Source organism: Novosphingobium sp. KA1, assembly GCF_017309955.1.
Lineage (GTDB): Bacteria > Pseudomonadota > Alphaproteobacteria > Sphingomonadales > Sphingomonadaceae > Novosphingobium.
Map to the genome: position 1 here is coordinate 1956363 of NZ_CP021247.1, position 25481 is coordinate 1981843.

At 67.3% G+C, this 25481-nt stretch carries 25 protein-coding genes; 15 read left to right on the top strand and 10 right to left on the bottom strand.

The genetic code is table 11. From position 1 onward, the window contains the following. Window positions 1-83: 83 nt before the first annotated feature. Window positions 84-602, bottom strand: coding sequence for a hypothetical protein (locus tag CA833_RS09545; protein WP_207077847.1), 519 nt, complete (start codon window positions 600-602; stop codon window positions 84-86). A gap of 318 nt (window positions 603-920) precedes the next feature. Between CA833_RS09545 and rplU the strand changes: the two genes are divergently transcribed. The 4 genes from rplU (at window position 921) to CA833_RS09565 (ending at window position 3261) form a co-directional block, all read left to right on the top strand. Continuing rightward, window positions 921-1217, top strand: a complete 297-nt coding sequence (gene rplU / locus CA833_RS09550; RefSeq protein ID WP_142635701.1) for a 50S ribosomal protein L21 — start codon at window positions 921-923, stop codon at window positions 1215-1217. Between the two features lie 24 nt (window positions 1218-1241). Beyond that, on the top strand, window positions 1242-1511 hold the full coding sequence (gene rpmA, locus CA833_RS09555) for a 50S ribosomal protein L27 (RefSeq protein WP_086493003.1): 270 nt from the start codon (window positions 1242-1244) through the stop codon (window positions 1509-1511). Between the two features lie 255 nt (window positions 1512-1766). Further along, window positions 1767-2384 (top strand): GNAT family N-acetyltransferase, encoded by a 618-nt coding sequence (locus tag CA833_RS09560; protein ID WP_207077848.1) that lies wholly within the window; start codon window positions 1767-1769, stop codon window positions 2382-2384. Between the two features lie 247 nt (window positions 2385-2631). After that, complete coding sequence (locus tag CA833_RS09565; protein WP_207077849.1) at window positions 2632-3261, top strand: GNAT family N-acetyltransferase; 630 nt, start codon at window positions 2632-2634, stop codon at window positions 3259-3261. Window positions 3262-3270: 9 nt separating this feature from the next. Here the strand turns inward: CA833_RS09565 and CA833_RS09570 are convergent, their stop codons facing one another. Then, window positions 3271-4029, bottom strand: coding sequence for a folate-binding protein YgfZ (locus tag CA833_RS09570; RefSeq protein ID WP_207077850.1), 759 nt, complete (start codon window positions 4027-4029; stop codon window positions 3271-3273). Window positions 4030-4275: 246 nt separating this feature from the next. Here CA833_RS09570 and CA833_RS09575 point away from each other — a divergent pair, with 246 nt between their 5' ends. Continuing rightward, window positions 4276-4854 carry a nitroreductase family protein gene (locus CA833_RS09575; protein WP_142635693.1) on the top strand — a complete coding sequence of 193 codons (579 nt, stop codon included), beginning with the start codon at window positions 4276-4278 and terminating at the stop codon, window positions 4852-4854. Between the two features lie 133 nt (window positions 4855-4987). Here CA833_RS09575 and CA833_RS09580 read toward each other — a convergent pair whose 3' ends face one another. Continuing rightward, window positions 4988-5332, bottom strand: coding sequence for a hypothetical protein (locus tag CA833_RS09580; RefSeq protein ID WP_142635691.1), 345 nt, complete (start codon window positions 5330-5332; stop codon window positions 4988-4990). A gap of 193 nt (window positions 5333-5525) precedes the next feature. Here CA833_RS09580 and CA833_RS09585 point away from each other — a divergent pair, with 193 nt between their 5' ends. Further along, window positions 5526-6194 (top strand): HPP family protein, encoded by a 669-nt coding sequence (locus CA833_RS09585; protein ID WP_142635690.1) that lies wholly within the window; start codon window positions 5526-5528, stop codon window positions 6192-6194. 4 nt (window positions 6195-6198) lie between these two features. On the opposite strand, the gene rarD is transcribed toward CA833_RS09585, so the two are convergent. Further along, window positions 6199-7098, bottom strand: coding sequence for an EamA family transporter RarD (rarD, locus tag CA833_RS09590; RefSeq protein ID WP_142635688.1), 900 nt, complete (start codon window positions 7096-7098; stop codon window positions 6199-6201). Window positions 7099-7310: 212 nt separating this feature from the next. Here rarD and CA833_RS09595 point away from each other — a divergent pair, with 212 nt between their 5' ends. Both CA833_RS09595 and CA833_RS09600 read left to right on the top strand, forming a co-directional pair. After that, complete coding sequence (locus CA833_RS09595; protein WP_207077851.1) at window positions 7311-7748, top strand: glycine zipper 2TM domain-containing protein; 438 nt, start codon at window positions 7311-7313, stop codon at window positions 7746-7748. A gap of 325 nt (window positions 7749-8073) precedes the next feature. Next, window positions 8074-8757 carry a hypothetical protein gene (locus CA833_RS09600; protein ID WP_207077852.1) on the top strand — a complete coding sequence of 228 codons (684 nt, stop codon included), beginning with the start codon at window positions 8074-8076 and terminating at the stop codon, window positions 8755-8757. A gap of 56 nt (window positions 8758-8813) precedes the next feature. Here the strand turns inward: CA833_RS09600 and CA833_RS09605 are convergent, their stop codons facing one another. Both CA833_RS09605 and CA833_RS09610 read right to left on the bottom strand, forming a co-directional pair. Next, the gene (locus tag CA833_RS09605; protein ID WP_142635682.1) at window positions 8814-10307 is read right to left on the bottom strand and encodes a succinylglutamate-semialdehyde dehydrogenase; all 1494 of its coding nucleotides are present in this window, start codon (window positions 10305-10307) and stop codon (window positions 8814-8816) included. Between the two features lie 62 nt (window positions 10308-10369). Next, a complete protein-coding gene (locus CA833_RS09610; RefSeq protein ID WP_207077853.1) occupies window positions 10370-11788 on the bottom strand; it encodes a protein adenylyltransferase SelO family protein in 1419 nt (472 codons plus the stop codon). Window positions 11789-11853: 65 nt separating this feature from the next. Here CA833_RS09610 and CA833_RS09615 point away from each other — a divergent pair, with 65 nt between their 5' ends. The 5 genes from CA833_RS09615 (at window position 11854) to CA833_RS09635 (ending at window position 17642) form a co-directional block, all read left to right on the top strand. Next, a complete protein-coding gene (locus CA833_RS09615) occupies window positions 11854-12723 on the top strand; it encodes an alpha/beta fold hydrolase (RefSeq protein WP_207077854.1) in 870 nt (289 codons plus the stop codon). Window positions 12724-12751: 28 nt separating this feature from the next. After that, window positions 12752-13879, top strand: a complete 1128-nt coding sequence (locus tag CA833_RS09620; protein WP_242526021.1) for a glycosyltransferase family 4 protein — start codon at window positions 12752-12754, stop codon at window positions 13877-13879. Window positions 13880-14018: 139 nt separating this feature from the next. Next, on the top strand, window positions 14019-14828 hold the full coding sequence (locus tag CA833_RS09625) for a tetratricopeptide repeat protein (RefSeq protein WP_207077855.1): 810 nt from the start codon (window positions 14019-14021) through the stop codon (window positions 14826-14828). A 23-nt stretch (window positions 14829-14851) separates the two neighbouring features. After that, window positions 14852-16189 carry a PQQ-binding-like beta-propeller repeat protein gene (locus tag CA833_RS09630; RefSeq protein WP_242526022.1) on the top strand — a complete coding sequence of 446 codons (1338 nt, stop codon included), beginning with the start codon at window positions 14852-14854 and terminating at the stop codon, window positions 16187-16189. A gap of 112 nt (window positions 16190-16301) precedes the next feature. Further along, window positions 16302-17642, top strand: coding sequence for an isoprenylcysteine carboxylmethyltransferase family protein (locus CA833_RS09635; protein WP_207077857.1), 1341 nt, complete (start codon window positions 16302-16304; stop codon window positions 17640-17642). Between the two features lie 149 nt (window positions 17643-17791). On the opposite strand, the gene CA833_RS09640 is transcribed toward CA833_RS09635, so the two are convergent. The 3 genes from CA833_RS09640 to CA833_RS09650 form a co-directional block, all read right to left on the bottom strand. Next, window positions 17792-19165: a glutamate--cysteine ligase gene (locus CA833_RS09640; RefSeq protein WP_207077858.1), complete on the bottom strand. Its 1374-nt coding sequence runs from the start codon at window positions 19163-19165 to the stop codon at window positions 17792-17794. A 108-nt stretch (window positions 19166-19273) separates the two neighbouring features. Further along, complete coding sequence (locus CA833_RS09645) at window positions 19274-20017, bottom strand: 16S rRNA (uracil(1498)-N(3))-methyltransferase (RefSeq protein WP_207077859.1); 744 nt, start codon at window positions 20015-20017, stop codon at window positions 19274-19276. 34 nt (window positions 20018-20051) lie between these two features. Beyond that, window positions 20052-21458, bottom strand: coding sequence for a M20/M25/M40 family metallo-hydrolase (locus CA833_RS09650; RefSeq protein WP_207077860.1), 1407 nt, complete (start codon window positions 21456-21458; stop codon window positions 20052-20054). A 95-nt stretch (window positions 21459-21553) separates the two neighbouring features. Between CA833_RS09650 and ubiA the strand changes: the two genes are divergently transcribed. Continuing rightward, the gene (ubiA, locus tag CA833_RS09655; RefSeq protein WP_370584491.1) at window positions 21554-22504 is read left to right on the top strand and encodes a 4-hydroxybenzoate octaprenyltransferase; all 951 of its coding nucleotides are present in this window, start codon (window positions 21554-21556) and stop codon (window positions 22502-22504) included. Between the two features lie 31 nt (window positions 22505-22535). On the opposite strand, the gene CA833_RS09660 is transcribed toward ubiA, so the two are convergent. Next, window positions 22536-23126 (bottom strand): hypothetical protein, encoded by a 591-nt coding sequence (locus tag CA833_RS09660; protein WP_207077862.1) that lies wholly within the window; start codon window positions 23124-23126, stop codon window positions 22536-22538. Between the two features lie 255 nt (window positions 23127-23381). Between CA833_RS09660 and CA833_RS09665 the strand changes: the two genes are divergently transcribed. Then, a complete protein-coding gene (locus tag CA833_RS09665; RefSeq protein WP_142635659.1) occupies window positions 23382-25475 on the top strand; it encodes a bifunctional (p)ppGpp synthetase/guanosine-3',5'-bis(diphosphate) 3'-pyrophosphohydrolase in 2094 nt (697 codons plus the stop codon). The last annotated feature ends 6 nt before the right edge of the window (window positions 25476-25481 follow it).

Below are 25481 nucleotides of genomic sequence, written 5' to 3' on the forward strand. Positions count from 1 at the left end.
AGGAGCTGCGAACCGATCGCGCTTGGATGACCCCTCCCCCATCACGGGGGAGGGGTCTTTTTTTGTGTTTATGAGTTTACGGCCTAGCTGCCGAGACGGCCATCGAGCCGGGCGATCGCGTCATCCTGCGCCGCAACCAGCGACTGCACCTGTTCGCGGGCGGCGCCAATGCTTCTGGCGCTGGGCGATTCCTCGACCGGGGCGGCATCGCGGGCATCGGCATACATCGTGTCGAGTTCACCGAGCGCGGCGATCGCCGGATCGCGGCTTGCCTGCAAGGCGGAGACCGCAGCCTGCGCGGTCAGCCAGGCATCGCCGCTGCGGGCCGAACCGGCGGCGGACACCGCCCGCTCGGCGGCCGCGCGCCGTGCGGCGAACTGGCCGTCGGCCTGGCGGGCGGCGGCCAGCAGGCCATCGATTCGCGTCGTGAGGTCGGCGCTGGCGGGCGGCAGCGGGGCGGGAGGCGCATCGGCATCGGGAGTGACGGGCGTGGCCCGTTCGACCGGCCGGACGGCGAGCGAGGGATAGTGGCCGGCGGAGGAGCAGGCGGCGAGGCCTGCGCCAAGGAAGAGCGGCAGCAAGCGGACTTTTGCGCGGATCATGAATGTGCCATAGCACGCGCAGGGACAATCGCGAGTGGCAATTGCGCGGGATGGCTGTCGGCGGTGGTCGGCGCACCGTGCGATCCCCGGCGGCGCGAGAGTCGTATTAGAGTCGTATTTCCGGGCTTTCCCGGCCAAGTCCTCGGTTGACACGAATCGGCGGTTGCCCTAACGGCACCACTCTTTCCGGGACCTCGTTCATGAACGGGGCTCGGCGCGTCGCCCGCAAGGCTCCACGGTTCCTCGTCGGACCTGAGCGGCCGGGGCAAGTTTGTTTCGGCCCATCACGGGCACACATAGAGATTAGGTAAGGGCACCATGTTCGCAGTTGTGCGCACGGGCGGCAAGCAGTACCGGGTTGCCGCCGGAGACAAGATCGCGGTTGAAAAGCTGGCTGGTGAAGCCGGTGAGACCATCACGCTGGGCGACGTTCTGCTCGCCGGCAACGACGGCGAAGTCCTCGACGCCGCGAAGGTTTCGGTTTCGGCCGAAATCATCGCCCAGGCCAAGAGCGAAAAGGTCGTGGTGTTCAAGAAGCGCCGCCGCCACAACTATCGTCGCAAGAACGGCCACCGCCAGCAGCTCACGCTGCTGCGCATCGTGTCGGTCGCCTGAGCCAAAGATCGGAAGGACTGAACAATGGCACATAAGAAAGCTGGCGGTTCGTCGCGTAACGGTCGCGACTCTGCAGGCCGCCGTCTTGGCGTGAAGAAGTTCGGCGGTCAGGAAGTGATCGGCGGCAACATCATCATTCGTCAGCGCGGCACCCGCGTGTACCCGGGCGTGAACGTCGGCATGGGCAAGGATCACACCCTGTTCGCCACCGCCGAAGGTCGCGTGCGCTTCCACGACGGCAAACTCGGCCGCAAGTACGTCTCGGTAGACGTGATGGCTGAAGCCGCCGAATAATCGGATGGTCGATAAAAGGGCCATCCCGACGGGATGGTCCCGCCGATCCGCTCGGATCGGCTGAACGAGGGAGAGGGGCCAGCCCGTCTCCCTCTTTTCGTGTCTCCCTCTCGCACAGTCCGCGTTCGAGCCGGCTCGAATCTCGCCCATTTTTCCGCAAAATGTGCCTGATTTCCGCCAATTGGCCGTCCGCGTAATCGCAATGTCACGCGTCCTGTCTATGAAGGATGCGGGGCTGATGAGTGGAGATACGTTATGTTCATTCGCAGCGAACGCCTGTTCCTGCGGCCTGGCTGGCCCGAGGACAGCGCCGAGCTTCTGGCATTGATCGCCGACAAGTCCGTCGTGCGCAACCTTGCCCGCGCACCCTGGCCTTATACCGCTGACGATGCGCGCCGTTTCCTCGAGGCACCGCAGGATCGCCTGCTGCCGCGTTTCCTGATCACCCAGCCCGGTGCCGAGGGTGCGCGGCTGCTCGGCTGCGTCGGTCTCGCCGAAATCGAGGGTGAGGTCAGCCTCGGTTACTGGATCGCACGCGACCAGTGGGGGCAGGGTTTTGCCAGCGAGGCGGTAGGCGCGGTGCTTGTGCTGGCCCGCTCGATCGGTCATCGCCGCATCGTCGCCAGCCACTTCGTCGACAACCCGGGTTCGGGCCGCGTGCTCGAAAAGGCCGGTTTCGAGCGCACCGGACGAATCGTCGAACGGTTCAGCGCGGGGCGCGGCATAGCCTTCCCCGCGCGCGAATATGCGCTGGAGTTCGGTGAGCCCTGCGACTGTGACGACGGTGGCAATGGGGACGGTGACGGCAAGGCCGGCATTTCGGCTTCGCGAATGTCGCTGCCGGGCATGAGCGCGCGCCGGCGCGCAGCCTGAATCTTCAGGACATTCCGTTTTCCTGACAGGGCCTTGCCCGGGACATCCCGGGCAGGGCCCCTTCGTTTGGGGCACTAATGGGAACAGCCCGGAGATCCTCCGGAGCCGAATCTTAATCCGTGCTCCCCAACTTCGCCGGTGTCGATTCCGTGGCACGTCCTGGCCGGAACGGCGCAAAGTGCGTGCATGGACCCGTCCGCTCATGCATGATGGCATCCGCGAGACCAGAAATACGGAGAACCGTGTCATGTTCGTCCGCACGGAGAGGCTTTTCCTGAGGCCGGGCTGGCCTGAGGATCTAGATGAACTTGTCACTGCGATTTCGGAAGCGATCTCGCGGGAGACGGCGGATAGCCGAATCGGCGACGCGACCCTGCCGCGTACGGCCAAGGCGATCCGCGATTACCTGATGCGTGCCCGGGATCCGCGGCTGCCGCACTTCTTTGTCTACTTGCGCGCGCCGGACGGGGCGAAGCTGGTCGGCGGGATCGGCCTTGGCCGGTTCGATGGCGAAGTGGAGATGGGATACTGGATCGCGCCGCCCTACCGGGGCCAGGGTTACGCGCGCGAAGCGGTGCGCGCACTGCTCGATCAGGCACGGGCCTTGGGGCACCGGCGGGTCATGGCCAGCTATTTCGAGGGCGACGGGCCAGGCTCTGCAGGCAGCGGCGCCATTCCGGCTGCCCGCAGCGTGCTGGAGGCTACCGGCTTTTGTGACAGCGGCGAGGTGCGGGAACGGTTCAGCCCGGTGCAGGGTTCGCCGATGCTGGCGCGGATCTTCGTGGCCGAACTGGGCGGCAACGCCAGCCTGCGACTGGTCGCCTCGCGGCGGACGGGGCTCGCCGCGGGCATGCCGGGCGCGCGTTTGCTCAACTGAACGCGGGGCTCATTCCTCGTCGGTGGCGAGCGGCAGCCAATGGGGGGCAAGCGCTGCGTCGATGTCCTCTACCCGCAGGTGGTCCACTGCAAGGCCGAGTTCGGGATAGGCGGCGCGGCGGCGCTTCTCGTCCGAGCGGGCCAGCGGCACCACGACCAGGCGGCGGTTGACCTTCTGGCGCCAGTTCATCCGCGCGGTGTTTTCCTGGCCGACGTAGCAGCCCTTGGTGAAGCTGACCCCGTTCAGTTCGACGGCATTGCATTCGAGCCAGAGCGTCTCGCCCTCGCCCAGTTCTGCGCGGCCTTCGGGCACGCCGATGCGCAGCCTATGCAGCCGCCAGGCCGAATCCGCGCCGGCTTCGTGTTCGGCCGGGTCCATCTCGTCGATCCGGCCGACCCAGCGTTCGCCCAGCGCGGAAAGACGCGGATCGGGAGCGGCGCCGTCGCCCAGGTGCGGGCGCCAGTGGACCGAGAGGCGTTCCTCGCGGGCGATGTCGATGGCGCGGCGCAGACGGTACATCGACAGGCGCTTGACCAGCGCGTCGGCATGTTCGGCCTCGCAGTCGATCAGCAGGTCATTGCCCGAGGGCCAGACGATGAAATCGAACAGTGCCTTGCCTTGCGGGGTGAGCAGCGCCGCCCAGGTGGGAAGCTGCGCCTTCACGTCGGCGGTCACCAGCCCCTGAAGGAAGTCGGCAACGTCTTCTTGCGAATCGGCACGGGGGGAAAGCCGGATCACGGCGCGGTCGAACAGGCGGCTGGCGGTCATGCGCGATAAGTGGGGGAACGGCTGCGGATCCGCAAGGCGCCGGTTCCGGCAAATCGGAGGCAATCGAAATTTGGCGGGCAAAGGGCGCGGTCGATCAAGACCAGGGCGGGGAAGCACGGCAAGCAAGGCAGGATGACTGTTCCAGATAATGGAATAGTTCCGTCGAAATTATCATGATTTCCCGATGGCCGATCACCGGCTATCTCTCCATCCAAGAATTCCACCTCTCTCCCAAGGATACCCGATATGACCGGACGCATTGCCAATCCCAAGGTCGAGAAGCTGATCGTCGATCGCTGGTCGCCGCGCGCCTTCGATGGCAGCGAGATCCCGCAGGAAGACCTCGACGTGATCTTCGAAGCCGGTGGCTGGGCGCCTTCGGCCTATAACGTGCAGCCCTGGACCTTCCTCTATGCGAGGAAGGGCGATGCAAACTGGGACCTGTTCCTCGCGCAACTGATCGAGTTCAACCAGGGCTGGGCGAAGGATGCCTCGGCGCTCGTGTTTGTCGTCTCGGACAGCCAGATGCGTTCGGACAAGGGTAACTCGACCAACCACAGCCACAGTTTCGATGCCGGTGCGGCCTGGGCGCTGGCGGCACTGCAGGCGCAGGCACTCGGCTACCACACCCATGGCATGACCGGCCTGAAGTTCGGTGAAGCCGAAGCGGCGCTGGGCATCCCGGCCGATCACCGGCTCGAGGCCGCCTTTGCCATCGGCAAGATCGGCGACAAGTCGAGCCTGCCCGAATTCCTGCAGGAGCGTGAAGTGGCCAGCAGCCGCAAGCCGGTGGCCGAGATCGCCAAGGCCGGCACTTTTGCCTGAATGAGATCGGCCTGATTTCCCCCCGATCAGGTTGACGGCGCCTCATCCTCCTCCCTCGCGCGGGGCGCCTCGTGAGCCCGGTCCGCTTCCTCGTCATCGATCAGGGCGGACCGGGCTTCTTCGTTTGGGAGGATCAGAAGCCCATCTTGAGGTTGAACATGACCCGGTTGCTGACGACCCCGCCGGGCATCGCGACCGAACTCATGTCGACACCGGCGGTGGTTCCCGGCGCGATCTGCCGTTCCGCGCGGCCAAGGCCCTCGGTCACGACATAAGTGTCGGGCAGCGGCCGAAGCCGGTCGGCCTCGGGATCCGGGGCGCAGACAACGATTTCCCCCGGCTTGCCTACCGGGCATCGGCGCGGAACGACGATCAGCGAGGTGCTCTCTTCTCCGCGCAGCCTGGCAAGGTCGAAGGAATCAAGCGATTGTTCGGCGGCCATGGGCGGCGGCACGGCGGGTTGATCGGCGGGGGGCATGGGGCACGCACTCCTGCAGGCGGGTCCCGGTCGGGATGCAGCATGCAACCATCTGATCGTGGCGGATTTGCGGCAGTTGCACAGTCCCGGTTGTCACCGTGAAACGATCTCTTCCATGGTCAGGCGAGCGGGATTGGACCATAGGCGCCGCTTGCGGCCTCTTGCATGGGGCAGGACAAGGATCACGCGGGCCATGGCGCAAGGCAGCATCATCACCAGCCCCACGGGCGGCAAACGCAGGCTCGGCCCTTACCGCGGCGCCTTGGGGGCCCTTTTCGGCATCGCCGCCGCCGGGGCGCTGACGCGGCTGCTGCAAAGTGGCTACGATCCGGCGCTGCCGTTCCTCGTCGCGCCGCTGGGCGCCTCCGCGGTGCTGGTTTTTGCGGTGCCGGCCAGTCCGCTGGCGCAGCCCTGGCCGGTATTGGGCGGAAACCTGATCTCGGCCTTGGTCGGACTGGTCTTGGGGCATCTCCTCGGCGATCCGTGGCTGGCGGGTAGCCTGGCCGTTGCCGGCGCCATCGCGGTGATGACGCTGACCCGCAGTTTGCATCCGCCGGGCGGTGCCTGCGCGCTGCTCTGCGCGCTCGGCGCGACGGGGACACCGGCCTGGGGCTGGGCGCATCTGCTGCCGATCGCGGTCAACGTGGTGACGCTTTGCGTGATCGGCTGGATCTACAACAACGCCACCGACCATCCCTGGCCGCACCGCGCGCCGCCGGTCACGCACCAGCCCGGCGAGCCCTACAGGCGCGAGGATATCGACATATTGCTCGCCGAGTGGGAGGAAACGCTCGATGTCGAGGCCGAGGATCTCGACGCATTTGTGCAGGAATTGCTGAAGCGAGGCCGGGCCTCGGCGTGACCGGTCAGGCCGTCGCCGCAGTCCGGCGGCGGCGCAGCAGGTCCCAGCAGAAGATCGCGATGGCGGTCCAGATGAACAGGAAGCACAGCAACTGCGAGGACTGGAATGGCTCGTGGAACGCGATCAGGCCCATCAGGAACACACCGGTGGGCGTGATGAACTGGATGAAGCCCAGCAGCGAGAAGTCCAGCTTGCGCGCGGCCGAGGCGAACAGCAGCAGCGGGACGCCGGTGATCGGGCCGGCGCAGGCCAGCAGCAGATCGATGCGCAGCGATGAGCCCATCGCAAGGCCCGCCCCGCTTGCCACCTGCCAGGCGAGCACGCCGATGGCCGGGATCAGCAGGACCAGAGTCTCCACGGTCAGGCCGGGCAGGGCCGTGACGGGGGCCAGCTTGCGGGTGAGGCCGTAGCCCGCGAAGCTGAGCGCCAGGCTCAGGCTGATCCACAAGGTGTCGACCGCCCCCTTCGCCAGCATCGCGACGCCGATCGCCGCCAGCGCCATCGCCAGCCACTGCAGGCGCGACAGCTTCTCGCGCAGGAAGATGGTGGCGGCCAGCACGTTGACCAGCGGATTGATGTAGTAGCCGAGGCTGGCTGCCAGAATGTGACCGCTGGCAACCGCGATCACGTAGATAGACCAGTTGATGCCGATCAGCAGGCCGCTCAGTGCCAGCGCGCCGAGGATGCGCGGGGTGGTCAGTGCCGCGCGCAGTTCCGTACCCTGTTTCAGCACCGCGATCGTCAGCAGGCAGAACGGGAGCGTGAACAGGATGCGCCAGGCCACCACCTCGAAGGCCGAAACCTCGTGCAGCGCCGCGAAATAGAGCGGGAACAGGCACCAGACGAAGTAGGCGCCCAGCGCCTGCGCAAGACCGCCGGAGCGACGCGGTAGGGTATTCGGCATGAAAACGGGGCCCCGAGGCAGGAGTGCATGGGTGCGATAGGGGCGCCCACGGAGGCGGGCAAGCGGTTCGTCGCATCATGGGGCTCGCCTCGTCGATATCTCCGATCCTGACAGCCGCGTTGCAGTGCGTTCAGGTTGGTTGGCTTAAAGATGAATGCATGCAGCGGAACACGGGTAGCGACTGCCCTCCGCCGGACTGAAGGAGAATGACAATGCGCGTACTGACCAAGGCCACTGCCCTTGCCGTCGCGACCGTCTCGCTGGCGGGTGCGATGCCGGCTCTGGCGGCTCCGACGTTTCATGCCAGCAGCGAATTCGTGGCGCCTGGGCAGGAAGTCAATGCCCACAGCCGCGACCGTTACGGGCGCGGAGACTACCGCCGCGGTTATGGCTATCGCAGCGACTACCGTGACGGTTATCGCGGCGAGCCGGTCTATCGCAACACCCGCGTGTGGCGCGGTGACAATGGCCGCTATTACTGCCGCCGCCAGAACGGCACCACCGGCCTCCTGATCGGCGGTGCGGCAGGTGCCCTGCTGGGCCGCGAGGTCGACAACCGGGGTGACCGGACGCTCGGCACCGTGCTTGGCGCCGTAGGCGGCGCTCTGGTCGGCCGCGAGATCGACCGTGGCGGCTCGTCCTGCCGCTAAGCTAACTTCATCTTGCAAGTACCGATTTCCCCCGTGCTGACGGCGAAGCGCGGGGGAAGTCCGCCTGTCTGCTTCGAGGGCCAGCTCTCGGAAAGCGGGTGGAGGGGGCGTCCGCGACCTGGTCGCGGGCGCCCTTTTTCGTGATCGGGCGGTGGTGAAGGGCGGCGCAACCTTCTTGGACGGCTGTTTCCCGTTTTGGGACGCGGGAACGATCCGTCCGCGCGCGCCCTTGCCATTCGCGCCCACCGGAGGAAGGCTTTTCCCGAGCCGGGCACCAGGAGCCAGGGGGATATGTTTCCCACTGCCGGGGCAGGAAAGGGGCACGATGAACAAGGCAACCTCAGGCATCGCGGCGATCACGCTTGCGGCCACGCTCGTGTTGGGCGGCTGCAAGAAGGCCGAGCAGCCGGGCGCGGGCGAGACCGGGGCGGCGCTGGGCGATCAGATCGTGGTCGATCCCGAAGTGACGGGAGGCGCCGGGGAGGCGGGAAATGTCACGCTTTCCCCCGCCAGCCGTGCGCCGCAGGCGGTGGCCGCCGCGCGCAAGAGTGCGGCCGAACTGGCCGGCGGCCTCGCGCCGCTGCCCGATGCGATCAAGGGCAGCGCCGCTGAACTGGCCCAGGCTGCCGCTCAGGCCGCGCAGGCAAGCCCGGCGGCGCGTGCCGCAAGGACCGATTGCAGCGCCAAGGTGCAGTATTCCCGCGACTGGGCGAAAAAGCTGCCGGCAGAATTTCCGCTCTATCCGCAGGGCGCGGTGCAGGAAGCGGCTGGAATCGACGCCGAGGGCTGTGCGCTGCGCGTGGTCAGCTTCGGCACGGCAGTCCCGTCCGAGGATGTGATCGCCTTCTACAACACCATGGCGCGCAAGGGCGGCTATTCGGCCGAGTATCGGCTCGACGGCAGCGACCGCGTGCTGGGCGGGCGCAAGCAGGGGCAGGCCTATGTGGTCTATGCCCGCAAGCAGGCGAACGGCGTGACCGAGGTGGATCTCGTGGTTTCCGGGAAATAGAGCGCTTTGTGATCAGGTGGAATGACCTGATGACCTGGAAACGGCTCTGGCCCGAACTATTTCAACCCAACCCCGATCACCGCGCGCGGCTGTTCCATCTCGCCCGAGGCGACCGGATAGGCGCAGTAATCGGCGGCGTAGTAGCCGCTTGGCCGGTGGTTGCCGGAAAGGCCGATGCCGCCCATCGGCGCGGCATGGCTGGGGCCGGTGGTGGCGCGGTTCCAGTTGATGATTCCGGCGCGGGCATGGGCCCAGAAGCGGTTGTAGTCCTGCGGGGTGCCGCCGATCAGCGAGGCGGCGAGGCCGAAGCGGGTGTTGTTGGCCTCCGCGATTGCCTCGTCGAAATCGTCGACCCGGATAACCTGCAGGATCGGCCCGAACAGTTCGACGTCCGGGCGGTCCTTCAGCGCGGTGGTGTCGATGATCGCGGGGCTCAGGAAGGGCAGGCTCTCGTCCGGGCGGACCAGATGCTTGATCGCCTTCCCGCCGTTGCTGAGCAGGTAGAGGAAACTTTCGGCAAGGCCGTCGGCGGCGGCATTGTCGATCACCGGGCCCATGAACGGGGCGGGCTCGTCGAACGGGGCGCCGACGATGATGCGGTCGGCCAGGGCCTTGATCTCGGCCATCATCGCGTCGTGGAGCGAGGCCTTCACGATCAGCCGCCGGGCTGCCGTGCAGCGCTGGCCGGCGCTGGCGAAAGCTGACTGCACCACCAGCGCGGCGGCGTCGGTGAGCTTGGGGGTGTCCCAGAGCACGATCGGGTTGTTGCCGCCCATTTCCAGCGCGACCATCTTGTCCGGACGGGTGGCAAGGCGCCGGTTGATCGAGATGCCGGTATTGGCCGAGCCGGTGAACAGCACGCCGTCGACACCGTCGCTCGCGACGAGGGCCTGCCCTTCCAGCGGCCCGCCGATGGCAAGCTGCACGACGCCGGCGGGAATGCCGGCGCGGTGAAAGCAGCGCGCCAGCAGTTCGCCGGTCGCCGGGGCTTTCTCGCTCGGCTTGAACACCACCGCGTTGCCGGCGATGAGCGCGGGCACGATATGGGCATTGGGCAAGTGCGCCGGGAAATTGTAGGGGCCAAGCACCAGCAGCACGCCGTGCGGCTTGTGGCGGACCGCCATCGCGCCTTGCAGGGCGCTGTCGAGTTTGCGCTGGCTGGTGCGCTCGGCATAGGCGCGGATCGAGACTTCGACCTTGGCGACCACCGATTCGACCTCGCTGTGCGCCTCCCACAAGGGCTTGCCCACTTCGCGGGCGATCAGCACGGCCAGGTTTTCGGCTTCCTTGCGCACTTCATTGGCGAAGCGGCGCAGCAGTTCCATGCGGGTCGAGAGCGGCTGCGCCGCCCATTCGGGCCAGGCGCGGCGGGCACGATCAACCACCTCGTTGACGTCACACGGCTTGCCGCGCCAGAGTTCGGCCCCGGTGGCAGGTTCGTACGACACGATCAGCGCCTCGTTTGCCGCAGGCGCGGCTATCCGATCGCTGGCGGCCCGGAGGGGCGGAAGAGGGGCCGGAGAGGCCTTGGTTGCGACTGCACCGTCCATTGCGGCAGTAGGTCCGTTATCGGCTGATGGGAGAGTCGGCACAGGCTATGGCACGGCTATCCCTAAGAGGAGCCTAACGAAACATGCCCGGCAGGCTTCGGCGCCGGGCCGAGCAGGCGGCCGAGTTCGCGGATTGCGGCCACTTTTGTATGCAGCGCTGTCCAGTCGTCGCTGTCGTCGATGGCCGACCAGACGCGTTCGACTTCGTCGATGAGGGTGCTGGGCGGGCCGTCCTGCTGCCAGAACGGGTCGTCGGCAGCGGCGGCGGGGCAGCGCCCGGCAAGCAGCGCGTCAAAGGCCTCGTTGCCGCCGGGGCGTGCGCCGCGATGGCGGAAATAGAACATTTCCGGGGCCTCTCCGCTGGCCGCCATGGCTTTTTCGGCGGCCTGGATCAGCGCGACATCCGCTGCGTGATCTCCCTGTTCGACGCCGAGGCGCCAGCAGAACCGGCGTGCCATCGCCTGCTGGTAGAGCGGGGCGAAACGGTCGAGCGCGGCGACCAGCGGCGCGGTATCGGCGAGCAGGCGCAGCGCCACGGCGAGCTGGCCGCAATCCCACAGCACCGCCTCGGGCTGGCGGCCGAAGGCGTAGAGGCCGGAATGGTCGAAATAGGCCGCGGTAAAGGCCGGATCCCAGCGCGGCAACCAGCGCCAGGGGCCGTAGTCGAAACTCTCGCCCGAGATGTTGATGTTGTCGCTGTTGAGCACGCCGTGGACAAAGCCGGCGACCATCCAGGCCGCTGCGGTGTCGGCCATGCGTTCGACCACCTGGTGGAGCAGGACCACCGCGGGCTCATCGCGGCCGGGAACGTTTTCGGGAGGGAGCGGGCCGGGGAAAGTGGCCAGGCAATAGTCGACCAGCGCGGCCATATGCTCGGCATCGTCCAGTGCCAGCAGGCGCTGAAAGCTACCTATCCGCACGTGGCCGTGACTGAGACGCACCAGAGCCGCCGAACGCGTCGGCGAAGGTTCGTCGCCCCGCCAAAGCGCCTCGCCGGTCTCGACCACGGAGAAGGTCTTGCTGGTGTAGACGCCGAGGGCCTCCAGCATTTCGGTGGCGAGGATCTCGCGCACCGCGCCCTTCAGGGTCAGCCGCCCGTCGCCGTCGCGGCTGTAGGGCGTCTGGCCCGAGCCCTTGGTGCCGAGGTCCAGCACGCGCTCCTCGCCATCGAGCATCTGCGCAAAGAGGAAGCCGCGACCGTCGCCGATATTGGGGTTGTACACCCGGAACTGGTGGCCGTGGTAGCGCAGCGCCAGCGGCTGCGGCAGGTTGCCGGGCAGCGGCTCGAAGCGTCCGAAATGGGACAGCCACTGGGCCTCGTCGAACCCGTCGAGGCCCACTGTCCGGGCCCAGCGGTCGTTGCGGAAGCGCAGGATATGATTGGGAAATTGTGCGGCATCGACCGGACTGGCAAGCCAGCCGGCAATTGTCTCGATTCGGGGGGCAGGGCGGTAGGCACTCGCTTGCGGTTCGCTTCGCATGCAGCGATAGTGGCGATGGATGGCCCGTGGATCAAGCCGGGTGCAGGAGGACTCAGGCTTCGCTGATGACGGGTTATGAAGATCGGTTCTGGCAGAGCCGCGACGGTTTGAAGCTGCATTTTCGCGATTACGCCGCTCCGGAAGGGGCTGCGGGCGTGCCGGTGGTCTGCCTGCCGGGGCTGACCCGCAATGCCCGCGATTTCGAGCGTCTGGCCCCGCGCCTGGCGCAGGACCGCCGCGTGATCTGTCCCGACATGCGCGGGCGCGGGGACAGCGAATATGCCCGCGATTCGCAGAGCTACAATCCGGTGCAGTACGGCGAGGACCTGCTGGCGCTGCTGGAACAGGAAGGGATCGAGCGGTTTGCCGCGATCGGCACGTCGCTGGGCGGGCTGATGCTCATGGGGCTTGCCCTGATGATCCCCGAACGGCTGGCCGCTGCGGTGATCAACGATGTCGGCCCCTATCTCGAGCCGGAAGGGATGGAGCGGATCAAGGACTATGTCGGGCAGGGGCGCAGTTTCCCGACCTGGGTCCATGCCGCGCGCGGGATCGAGGGCGCATTGGGCCACGCCTACCCCGGCCGTACGCTCGATTTCTGGATCGGCCTTGCCAAGCGGCTGATGATGCTTTCGGGCAATGGCCGCATGGTCTTCGACTATGACATGAAGATCGCCGAGCCGTTCAATGCCTACGATGTCGACACCCAGCCGGACCTCTGGCCCGCGTGGGAGGCATTGGGGGGCGACAATCGGCCGGTGCTGGTGCTGCGCGGCGAGCTGTCCGACCTGCTGTCGGCGGCGACGCTGGACAAGATGCTGCGCCGCCAGCCCGGGGCCGAGGCGGTGACGGTGCCTGCCGTCGGCCATGCGCCGACGCTCGACGAACCCGAGGCGGTGGAGGCGATCACGGCCCTGCTGGCCCGTGTTGCCTGACGCGCCGGAACGGGAGACCCGGACGATCTTGCGCATCCTGCACCTCCATTCGAGCTTTGCGGCGGGCGGCAAGGAACTGCGCGCGGTGCGGCTGATGAACGCCTTCGGGCGCGTGGCCGCGCACGAGGTGGTCTCGGCGCAGCCGGGCGCGATGGGCGCGGCGGTGGTGATCGACCCGGCGCTCGACGTCGGCTTCCCGCAGGCCTTCCCCAGCCTGCAGGGGCGTCCCACGCCCGCGCGGCTGTGGCAGCTGGCGCAGGCGATGCAGGGCCATGACCTCGTGCTGACCTACAACTGGGGCGCGATGGACGCGGTTCTGGCGCACCGGCTCTATGGCGGTCTGCTGCAATTGCCCCCGCTGGTCCATCACGAGGACGGCTTCAACGAGGACGAGGCGGACGGGCTCAAGACCGCGCGCAATCTCTATCGCCGGATCGCGCTGGCGCGCGCCTCGGCGCTGGTCGTGCCCTCGCGGCGGCTGGAGGGAATCGCGCGGGCGGCCTGGCATCAGCCGGCGCGGCGGCTGCATTTCATTCCCAACGGCATCGACTGCGGCGCCTTCATCGAGCGCCCCCGTCCGGACGTGCTGCCCGGCATCGTCAAAGGCGAGGGCGAGCGCTGGCTGGGCACGCTGGCAGGGCTGCGTCCGGTCAAGGACCTGCCGCGGCTGGTGCGGGCCTTTGCGCCCCTGCCGCAACCGTGGAAGCTGGTGATTCTCGGCGAGGGGCCCGAACGCGGGGCGATTCTGGCCGAAGCCGAGCGACTGGGGCTGGCCGGGCGCGTCCACCTGCCGGGCTTCGTGGCCGATCCCTCGCATGCGGTGGGGTTGTTCGATCTTTTTGCGCTGTCCTCGAAAAGCGAGCAGTTTCCGATCTCGGTCGTCGAGGCGATGGCGGCGGGCTTGCCGGTGGCCGCGCCTGCGGTGGGCGATGTGCCGGACATGGTCGCGGCCGAGAACCGCCCCTACATCGCGGCGGGCGGAGATGAAGCGGGCCTTGCCGATGCCCTCGTCACGCTGGCGCAGGATCCGGCCCTGCGCGCCCGGATCGGCGCGGCCAACCGCGCGCGGGCCCAGGCCGAATACGAGGAAGCCGCCATGATCGCGGCCTACCGGCACGTCTACGGGCAGGCGATGGGGCGGGAAATCCCGTCATGACGCGGGCAGGAACTCCGTTCAGGCAGCCTTCACGCCCGGACGTTCACCCCCCATCATTCCCAGATCGTCGTTGAAAACCCGCCACCATTCGCTAAACAGCCCGGCAACCATTCAGACATCCGCAGAAAGCGCCCGCAAATTGGCCCTGCCTCCTTCCGATAGCACGACTTCCAATTCCGCTTCCGCTCAGCGCCACGCCGCCGAGCAGAACGTCTTCCTGCGCGAGGTCGACGACGCCCTGCGCAGCGACCAGATGGAGGGCTTTTTCAAGCGTTTCGGCCTGCCGCTGCTGGCGGCGGTACTGGTCGGCCTGGCCGCCTTTGCCGGCTGGCTGTTCTGGAAGCACCAGCAGGAGCAGGCCGTCGCGGCCAATTCCGAAGCCATGGTCCAGGCGATCGACGCGCTGAAGTCGCAGAATCTCGACGACGCGAAAAAGAAGCTCCAGCCGATCGCCGACAGCGGCTCGGACGGCAGCGCCACTTCGGCCAGGCTGCTGCTGGCGGGCATCGCGCTCCAGCAGAAGAAGCAGGGCGAGGCGCTCAAGCTCTATGCCCAGGTCGAGAACGACGCCAAGGCGCCGCAGCCGCTGCGTGACCTTGCCGCGATTCGCGGTGTCGCGGCCAATTTCGACGCGATGAAGCCCGCAGACGTGGTGGCCAAGCTCAAGCCTTATGCCGCCCCGGGCAATCCCTGGTTCGGTGCTGCCGGCGAACTGGTCGGCATGGCCTATATCAAGATGAACAAGACCGATCAGGCGGGACCGCTGTTCGCCGCGATCGCCAAGGACGAACAGGTCGAGGACGGGCTGCGCAGCCGTGCGCGCCAGCTGGCCGCGGTGCTGGGCGTCGATGCCGTCGACGATGTCGTCGACGAGAACGGCGAGCCGCTCGCCAAGGCCAAGATCGTGCAGCGGGCGGGCGAAGCCGCCCCCGCGCCTGCCGGAGAATGACAATGTCGGGTGAGAACAATCGCATGAAAACGCGCCGTCAGCTCGGTGTCGCCTCGCTGGTCGCGCTGGCGCTGGTCGCCGGCCTTTCGGGCTGCAAGAGCGATGGCAAGGGCCGCGCCAAGACGCCGACGGTGGGTGAACGCACGCCGATCCTCTCGCGCATCGAGAGCGGTGCCAAGGTCGATCCCTCGCTCGATTCGGTGGCGGTGATCCTGCCGCCGGCCTCGGCCAACAGCGAATGGGCCCAGGGCGGCGGCAATGCCGGCAAGTCCTACGGCCACCTCGCGCTGGCCGACAGCCCCTCGCGCGTCTGGACCGCGCAGATCGCCGGTTCGACCACCCGCCAGCGCCTGGCCGCGGCGCCGGTCGTCAGCGGCGGCAAGCTCTTCGTGATGGATACCGAGGGTGTGGTACACGCCTTCGACGCGCAGAGCGGCGCGCAGCTGTGGACCAAGAGCTTCGCGGTTTCGGGCAATGGCGCCAAGTCGGTGTTCGGCGGCGGCGTCAGTGTCGACGGCAACAAGCTTTACGTCACCACCGGTGTCGGCGAAGTGGCCGCGCTCAATGCCGCGGACGGCAGCCAGATCTGGTCGAAGAAGCCGGGCGGCCCGCTGCGCGGCTCGCCGACGATCGGTTTCAACGCCGTCTACGTCATGAGCCAGGACAACCAGATCTTCGCGCTCAACGATGCCGATGGCGCGGTGCTGTGGAACGAATCCGGCTCGCTCACGCAGTCGGGCGTGTTCGGCGTTGCCGCCCCGGCGGCAGGCCAGGGCACCGTGATCGCGGGTTACGCTTCGGGCGAACTGGTTGCCTACCGGTACGAAAACGGCCGCCAGCTGTGGTCGGACGCGCTTGCGCGCACCTCGATCGCCACCGAAGTGGGCAGCCTCACCGACGTCGACGCGGATCCGATCATCGATCGCGGCCGGGTCTACGCGCTGGGCCAGGGCGGCCGCATGGCCGCCTACGAACTGGTCACCGGCCAGCGTATCTGGGAACTGAACCTTGCCGGCATCTCGACGCCCGCGATCGTGGGTGACTGGCTGTTCACGCTGGACGACCACGCCGAGATCCTCGCGATCGCCCGGACCAGCGGCAAGGTCCGCTGGCTGACGCAGCTGTCGCGCTACCACAACGTCAAGAAGCGCAAGGGCCCGATCTTCTGGGTCGGCCCGGTGCTGGCCGGCAACAAGCTGTGGATCGGCAATTCGCGCGGCGAGCTGGGCACGGTCGATCCGGGTACCGGGGTGTTCTCGAAGTATCTCGATCTCAAGGATCCGATCTCGCTGGCACCGGTCGTCGCCAACCAGACGCTCTACGTGCTCGACGATTCGGGCCTGATCAGCGCCTACCGCTGAGAGCCGGTTCGGACATGGGTCAAAAGGCCGTCGGCACCCCCGGTGCCGGCGGCCTTTTGCGTCCGGTGCGAGTTTTCTGGCGTTTTAACCAATCCGCGCTAGGCCTTGGGCGATGAACACAGCAGCTTCCAGACCGCCCAGCGACGTATCCGCGGGCGTCGGCCTTGTCGGCCTCGCGGCGCTGGCCGTCTGGCTCCTCGTCTGCCGCCAGTGGGCGGACATCGCCGATGCGCTGTCGCTGCCCGGTCCCCACGCGCCGATGAGCGGACCTTATGCCGCCGTGGCCACGCTGCTGTTCACCGGCACGGCGATGAGCCTGTGGTCGCTGCTGGTCGACAAGGTGCACCTTCGCCCCTCGACCGGGATCGACTGGAGCCGCAAGCGGCCGGTCGCGGAAACGGCGGATGTCTCGATCACCAAGCTGGCCGGGCTCTGGGCGACCTGGGCGCTGATCGCTGGCTATTACTGCATCGGCCGCTGGTACTGGGACGGGGCCTATCTTTTCGCGATGGAAGTGATCGGCGCGGCGGCGGTGCCGTTGCTGCTGCTCTCGATCCCTTATGTGTTCTGGCTGGACCGCTACCTGATCCAGCCGCGCGACGGCGCCTGGCACTTCGGGGCGATGCTGATCGGGCGCGAGGCCTGGGACGGGGAGCAGGTCAGGCGCCATGGGCGGGCCTGGGCGATCAAGGCGTTTTTCGGCGCCTTCATGATCTCGATCCTGCCCGGCGGCTTTGCGCAAGTGGTCAGCGCCGACTTTTCCAGCATGACCGGCAATCCGGTACTGCTCGGCTCCACGGTGATCGCGGGACTGTTCCTGGTCGACGTGCAGATCGGCACCGTCGGCTACATCTTCACCTTCCGGCCGCTCGATGCGCATATCCGCAGCGGCAATCCGCTGCTGGCCGGCTGGCTGGCGGCGCTGCTGTGCTATCCGCCCTTCGTATGGGGCATGATGGGGCGCTCGGACGTGCTGGGCTACGAGGTGAACACGCCGGGCTGGGCCTACTGGATGCAGGGGCATCCGGCGCTGCTCTGGGCATGGGCGGGGCTGCTGGTCACGCTGACCGCGCTTTACGCCTGGGCGACGTTTGCGTTCGGCCTGCGTTTCTCCAACCTCACCTATCGCGGCGTGGTGACGAACGGCCCCTACCGCTTCACCCGGCATCCGGCCTACTTGTCGAAAAACCTGTTTTGGTGGCTCTCGACGCTGCCGTTCCTGGTTACCAGCCATGCGATGACGGACATGGTGCGCAACACCGTGCTGCTCGGACTGGTGAGCGCGATCTACTACTGGCGGGCGCGGACCGAGGAGGCGCACCTGCTGGCCGAAGACGCCAAGTACCGCGCCTATCACGCCTGGATGGAGCAGAACGCGCTGATCACCCGGACGCTGACGCGGCTGGGCGAAAAGCTGCGGCCGCGAATGCGGGAGCCAGAGGCGGCAGAGTGAGGACTGCCCTGCCCACCTGACCCACCGTTCATCCTGGGCGTGTCGAAGGATGTGAGCCATAGTGCCCCGCCTCAGGGGGCTTCGACAAGCTCAGCCTGAGCGGGAAGGGGGATGGCCTCGCCGGAGCCGGCGAGGCCATCCCGTAACTCTCAGAAGCTCTTCAGCGCGTAGATCTTCGACAGATCGCCGCCCCATTCGCCATTGTAGAGGTCGAGCAGGCGCTGCGCCGGGACCTTGCCGGAGGCGACGATCTCGGCCAGCGGTTCCAGATAGCCGGTCTCGTTGTCGCCGCCCGCATTGAGGCGTGCGCGCGCGGCGAGGCCCGAACGGGAGATGTTCAGCACTTCGCCGGCAATATCGCGTAGCGTGCCGCCGCCCGGCAAGGGCGCGTCCAGCGCCAGCTTGGGCACGGAATTGCGCAGCACTTCGCGGCCTTCCATGTCCCAGTCCTTGACCAGGTCCCACGCCGCGTCGAGCGCGGTCTGGTCGTAGAGCAGGCCGACCCAGAACGCCGGCAGGGCGCAGATGCGGCCCCACGGACCGCCATCGGCGCCGCGCATTTCGAGGAAGGACTTGAGCCGCACTTCGGGGAAGGCGGTGGAAAGGTGGTCCTGCCAGTCCGAGAGGCGTGGCTTCTCGCCGGGGAGCACCGAAAGCTCACCCTTCAGGAAGTCACGGAACGAAAGGCCGGCGGCGTCGATGTACTTGCCCTCGCGGAACACGAAATACATCGGCACGTCGAGCATGTAGTCGACATAACGCTCGTAACCGAAGCCGTCCTCGAACACGAAGGGCAGCATGCCGGTGCGCGCGGGATCGGTGTCCGACCAGATGTGGCTGCGGTACGAAAGGAAGCCGTTGGGCTTGCCCTCGGTGAAGGGGGAGTTCGCGAACAGCGCGGTCGCCAGCGGTTGCAGGGCAAGGCTGGTGCGGAACTTCTTCACCATGTCCGCCTCGCTCGAATAGTCGAGGTTGACCTGGATGGTGCAGGTGCGCAGCATCATGTCGAGGCCCATCGTGCCCACGCGCGGCATGTGGCGCAGCATGATGTCGTAGCGGCCCTTGGGCATGATCGGCAGCGCGGCGCGGGTCTTGTCGGGCCACATGCCGAGGCCGAGGTAGGCCTTGCCGATGTGATCGCCGATGGTCTTGACCTGGGCGAGGTGGCGGCCGGTTTCGGCGCAAGTCTGGTGCAGGTTTTCCAGCGGCGCGCCGGACAGTTCGAGCTGGCCTGCCGGTTCCAGGCTGACGGTGCCGTCGCTGCCCTTCATGGCAATGACGTTGTCACCCTCGATGATCGGCTCCCAGCCGAACTGGGTCAGCGCGTTCAGCAGATCGCGGATGCCGCCCTGCTCGCCGTACGAGGGGGCGTGGTGATCTGCGGTGTCGTAGACGAATTTCTCGTGCTCGGTCCCGATCCGCCACGCCTCGCGCGGCTTTTCGCCCGCGGCCATCGGCGCGGCAAGTTGGTCCAGGCTTTCGACGATCGGATCGTCGCGATCCGAAACCTCACGGGTGCTCATGGGCGCGGAGGTAGAGTGCCTTCGGGCCGGACGCTAGAACTTTTTGTACCGCTCGGTTTCTTTTGCGCGGGAGGCAAGGTTTTCGGGCGTTTTTAGCGGGATTGCGGCTCACCAGTCGCCGGCGATCGCCATCCACAACGCAGTGGCCCCGATGCTGGCGGTCTCGCCGCGCAGGATCCGCGGGCCTAGCGTGATCGCGCGGGCCATCGGATGGGCGCGGACCATGGCGCGTTCCTCCTCGTCGAAGCCGCCTTCCGGCCCCACCAGCAGCGCCGCCGGGCCCTTGTGCGCGGTGAACTGCGCGGCGGCGGGTTCGCCGCCGGTCTCGTCGGCGAAGAACAGTGCGCGGTCTTCGGGCCAGTCGCGCAGCAGGGCTTCGAGTTTTTTCGGCTCGGCCACGTGCGGCAGGGCGGTGCGGGCGCACTGTTCGGCGGCTTCGGTGACGATGGTGAGCGCGCGCTCGGCATTGAGCTTGTCGGCCACGCAGCGGCGGGTGACCATCGGCTGGATCGTCGCCACGCCCAGTTCGGTGGCCTTTTCCAGCACCAGGTCGAAGTTCGGCTTTTTCAGCAGCGCGGCGCAGAGCCAGAAGTCGGGCACCGCCTCACGCTCGCGCAGGCGGTCGCGCAATGTCAGCACGACGTCGCGCTTGCCTGCCGAGGTCACTTCGCCGGCCCATTCGCCGGTCTTGTCGTCGCACAGGATCACCGCGTCGCCGGGGGCGACGCGCATGACCTTGGCCAGATAGTGCGCCTGGCCGCCTTCGATGGTGACGGTCTGGCCCTGGGCGAGCGGACCGCTCACAAAGAGGCGCGGCGCCGAACGCGGCGGCCAGGCGGGGGGGGCACCCATCTTGAACTCCGTTCCTTCCTTGCCCGGCGTCGTGTTACTTCGCGAGCGACTTGAGCAGCGATTCCCACTGCTTGACGCCGGGATCAAGCGTCGCGAGCGGCAGGCGCTCGTTCAAACCGTGGGAAAAGCTGTCCTCGGCCCGCATGAAGCTGGCGGAAACGCCGAAGGCGGGGATGCCCTTGGCGCGGAAATGCATCGAATCGGTGGCGCCCGCGCTCATGCCCGGCACGATGGCGAGGCCCGGTGCACGTTCGTGAACGGCCTTTTCGACCGCGGCCAGCACATCGGGACGCAGCGGCGATTCGATGGATTCGAGCGTGCCGTTGTCCTTGAAGGCGATTTTGATCGCCGGGTCGCCGATCACTCCGGCCAGCGTCGCCTGCACCGAGGCGCGGGTCGTACCGGGGAAGATGCGGCAATTGATGTTGGCCTCCACCGATTGCGGCAGCGCGTTCGGGGCATGGCCGCCCTTGATCATCGTCGGCACGCAGGTCGTGCGGATGACGCCGACATACTCGCGCCTGGCCGAGAGCGTCGCGGCGGCCGCGGCATCGTTCGGATTGGCGGCGAAGGCACGCATGGCAGGCGCCACGTCGGCGGGGGCGACCTTGGCCGATCCTTCGAGGTAGGCCTTGGTCAGCGGGCTCAATTGTACCGGGAACTTGTAGGTCCAGACCTTGTCCGCCGCCGCGCCCATCGCCGCGATCGGGTTGGTGGCGCCGGGGCGGCTGGAGTGGCCGCCGGGATCGGTGAGCGAGAGCGTGTAGTCGGCATAGGTCTTCTCGCCCGCCTGGATCGAGTAGACGAAGGGCTTGCCGCCGGTATCGAGTTCGCCGCCGCCGGAATCGCCGTTGAGCACGAGCGCGGCATTGGACAGCGCGTCGGCCATGGCCCTGGTGGTGGCCATCTGGGTTTCCTCGTCGCCCGAGAAGCCGATGACGATGTCGCGCGCGGGCACCCAACCAGCGCGCTTCAGTTCCATTACGGCGGCGACGATCATCGACAGGTCGCCCTTGTTGTCACGCGCGCCGCGGCCGAAGACGTAGCCGTTCTCGATCACGGCCTTGAAGGGGTCGCGCTCCCAGTCGGAGGGCTTGGCCTCCACCACGTCCATATGGGCGATCACCACCAGTGGCTTCGCCTTGCGGTCGCGGCCGGGATAGCGGGCGGTCAAGTAGCCGGTCTCGCCCAGCGGCGTGAAGGTCACGTCGCCTTCGGCAAAGCCGGCTGCGACAAGGCGCGCCTTGAGGCTGGCAGCCAGCTTTGGCACTTGCCCGCGCCCGGCGACGGTGGGCGTCTCGATCGCTTCCTTGAGGATGGCGAGCGCTTCCTTGCCGGCCGGGGTGACCGGCGCGTCATCGGCGGCGCATGCCGGCGCAGCGGCAAGCAGCAGGGCACTGGCGGCCAGTGCGGTGGAAACGGCGACCTTGGTTTTGCGCATCTTCGTTTGGTTCCCCTGGAAACGACGAGGCGCCCTTGTTGCGCGTTCGCCTGCCGGGTGCAACGCCGCTCCATGTGTAATTGTCACGTTCTTGCATGACAGCGCGGTGCTTATGGAGTAGCCCGCATCGCGTGAGCGACTCTCTTCTCGTCCCGGATACCGAACATCGCGGCCTCGTTTCGGCCTTGCCGCCGCTGCCGCGCGCCTTCGCGATGCTGGCGCGGTTCGACCGGCCGATCGGCTGGTGGCTGCTGTTCTGGCCTTGTGCCTGGGGCGTGCTGCTGGCGGGCGGGGAAGCCCGCTGGGGCCTGATCCTGTGGCTGCTGGCCGGCTCCATCGCGATGCGCGGTGCGGGCTGCGTCTATAACGACATCGTCGACGCCGATCTCGACCGCAAGGTTGCGCGCACCGCCCAGCGGCCGATCGCCAGCGGCATGGTCAGCCCCCGCGCGGCATGGGTCTGGCTGCTGGCGCTCTGCGCGGTGGGGCTGGTGGTGCTGGTGCAACTGCGCCCGATGGCGCAACTGGTCTCGCTCGGCAGCGTGGCGCTGGTGGCGGCCTATCCCTTCATGAAGCGGATCACCTGGTGGCCGCAGGCCTGGCTTGGCATGGTATTCACCTGGGGGGCGCTGGTCGGCTGGGTGGAGATCCGCAGCGATCATTTCGAAGTGCTGGCGGCGCTCTATGCCGGGGCGATCGCCTGGTGCATCGGTTATGACACGATTTACGCCATTCAGGACCGCGAGGACGACGCGCTTGTCGGCATCCGCTCTTCCGCCTTGCGCATGGGGACGCATGTGCGCGGCGGCGTGGCGGGATTCTACACGATTGCCGTGGCGTTCTGGGCGCTGGCGTTCTGGATGCTGCGCCATGACTGGGTGGCGATGGTCGGGCTCGTGCCGGTGGCGCTGCATCTGGCGTTCCAGGTCGTTACGCTCGACACTGCGGACGGCGACAATGCGCTGGCCCGTTTCCGCTCCAACCGCGACCTTGGCCTGGTGATGGCGCTGGCCTGCTGGGTGGTGGGGAACGCCGGGATCATCTGAAAGCGGCGCTTCGGGGTAAGATGCCCCTGCGTCAGCAGAAACGCATCGGTGCCGGTTCGAACGGCGGCGGCCGCAAGCTCATGTCGAAGCGTTCGTCGAGCGCTGCGCAGACGGGATCGTGGCGCCGCTGGGTCGTCGCCACCAGGGTGGGGACATCGAGCATGTCGGCCAGTTCCACCCCGCAGGCCCGCCGCTCGTTCCAGCGGACCTCGCCGCGCAGCGCCTGGCCGTCGGGCAGATAGACGCAGAGGCTTTTCCCGCGCATCGGCGCCGTGTCGCGCATGACCAGGCACATGCCGTGCTCCGAGACATTGCGCACGAGGGTCAGCATGCCCTCGTGAAATTGCCCGGGCATGGCCCCGTGGAGCGACCCGCCGCCCTTGCCGCGCGGCACTGCCGGATGGCGGGCATGGAGGTCCGCCGCCGGATCGGGGGTGACGACGACGGTGGCGCGGATCAGTGTCCTCAGGCGCGGTTCGCGGGCCCGGCGCGGGGTCGGGGCGGGGGTTGGGGCCGGGGTCGGGGCTGGGGGGGCTTGCGGCAGCAGCGCGGCCTCGGCGATCTCCCGGTCGCTCATGCCCAGTATCGATGCGTAGATCGCCATGTCGAGATTGCTTCCCATGTCCGTGTGCCTCCCGCCTTGCGGGTACCGACCGCACCCGCCGAAGAACGGGGCGCTTTGCAAGGCCAGGGCGATCCTGCCCGCACCGTCTTCCCGCGCATTTAAACGGGTTATGGAGAAACCCCCTGTGTAAACGATTGCGGCGTATCGGCCGCGCGCCGTCTCGTCCGGCGGGAGGAGTGCGCGTGCAAATATTGCACATGCCGCCATGCCCTCTTGTCGCGCTGCGAAAAATCCTGACATGCTGGCCGGGAAATGCTGCGCCAATACGAACTCGTCGAACGCGTCAAGGAATACGCGCCCCAGGCTGATGAAGCCTTGCTCAACCGTGCTTACGTCTACACCGTACAGAAACACGGAACCCAGAAACGCGCCTCGGGGGACCCCTATTTCAGCCACCCGGTCGAAGTCGCGGGGCTGATGACCGAACTGAAGCTCGACCAGCAGACGATCATCACCGCGCTGCTCCACGATACCGTGGAAGACACGCTGGCGACGATCGAGGAGATCGAGAAGCTGTTCGGGCCCGATGTCGCCCGGCTGGTCGACGGCGTCACCAAGCTCTCCAAGATCGAGGTGATGACCGAAAACGAGCGTGCGGCCGAAAACCTGCGCAAGTTCCTGCTCGCGATGAGCGAGGACTTGCGCGTGCTGCTGGTCAAGCTGGCCGACCGCCTGCACAACATGCGCACCCTCCACTACATCAAGAAGGAGGACAAGCGCCGCCGCATCGCCCGCGAGACCATGGATATCTACGCGCCGCTGGCCGAGCGCGTGGGCATGTACGAATACATGCGCGAGATGCAGATGCTCGCCTTCGAGCAACTGGAGCCTGAAGGTTATGCCACGATCACCGGCCGCCTCGCCCAGATCCGCAGCCAGGAAGGCGGGCAGGTCGATGCGATCGCGCTGTCGATCAAGCAGGTGCTGGCCGAGGCCGGGCTCAACGTGGAGGTCTCGGGCCGCGAGAAGCACCCTTACTCGATCTGGCGCAAGATGGCCGAACGCCATGTGACCTTCGAGCAGATCACCGACATCATGGCCTTCCGCGTGCTCACCGACAACGTCGAGGAATGCTACAAGGCGCTCGGCGTGCTGCACACCGCCTGGCAGATGATCCCGGGGCGTTTCAAGGACTATATCTCGACGCCCAAGTCGAACGGTTACCAGTCGCTCCATACCGCGCTGATCTTCGAGCGTTCGATGCGCATGGAAGTGCAGATCCGAACGCGCGAGATGCACAGCACCAACGAATTCGGCCTCGCCGCGCACTGGGCCTACAAGCAGGGCGGTGCCCGGCCCGACGGGCAGGTCGGCTGGCTGCGCGACCTGATCGAGATCGTCGATGCCAGCCACGACGCCGAGGAACTGCTCGAAAACACCAAGATGGCGATCTACCAGGATCGCATCTTCGCCTTTACCCCCAAGGGCGCGCTGTTCCAGCTGCCCAAGGGCTCGACGGCGGTGGACTTCGCCTATGCCGTGCACACCAATCTCGGCAACGCGACGGTGGGCGTGAAGATCAACGGGCGCCACATGCCGCTGCGCACGCGGCTGGCCAACGGCGACGTGGTGGAGATCATCAAGACCCCCAATTCCGAACCGCAGCTGTCCTGGCTGGGCTTTGTCGTCACCGGCAAGGCGCGGGCCTCGATCCGCCGCGCGGTGCGCGCCAAGGAGCGCGCCGAAGTCGCCGAGATCGGCGCCAAGCTGCTCGACGAGATCGCCGGGCGCCTGCCCGGCCGCATCGGCAAGAAGGCGATCGACGCGGCGATCCAGCGCCTCGACATGCGCGACGAGGAAGACTTCATGTTCGCGATCGGTTCAGCGCGGCTGACCGACCGGCAGGTGATGGAAGCGCTGGTCCCGGGCAGCACCGCCGATCTGGGCGACGAGCCGGAATGGACCCACACCGAACGCGCCATTTCGATCCGCGGGCTGACCCCGGGCATGGGCTTTGAACTGGCCGATTGCTGCCACCCGGTTCCGGGCGACCGCATCGTCGGCCTGCGCCGTCCCGACCACAAGGTGGAAGTCCACACGATCGACTGTCTGACGCTGGCCAACGGTGTCGATGCCGACTGGCTCGACCTTTCGTGGGGCGAACGGACCACCGGCGCGGTCGGCCGCCTGCAACTGGTGCTCTACAACCGCCCCGGCACGCTGGCGGAAGTGACGCAGATCCTCGCCTCGAACCGGGCCAACGTCACCAACCTGCAGATGGTCCAGCGCGACGAGCCTTTCGGCACGTACGAGGTGGATCTCGAAGTGGGCGACCTTGCGCACCTTACCCGTATCGTCGGCGCCCTGCGCGCCAGCGAGGCCGTGGCCGAGGCCCAAAGACTCTGAGGAGCG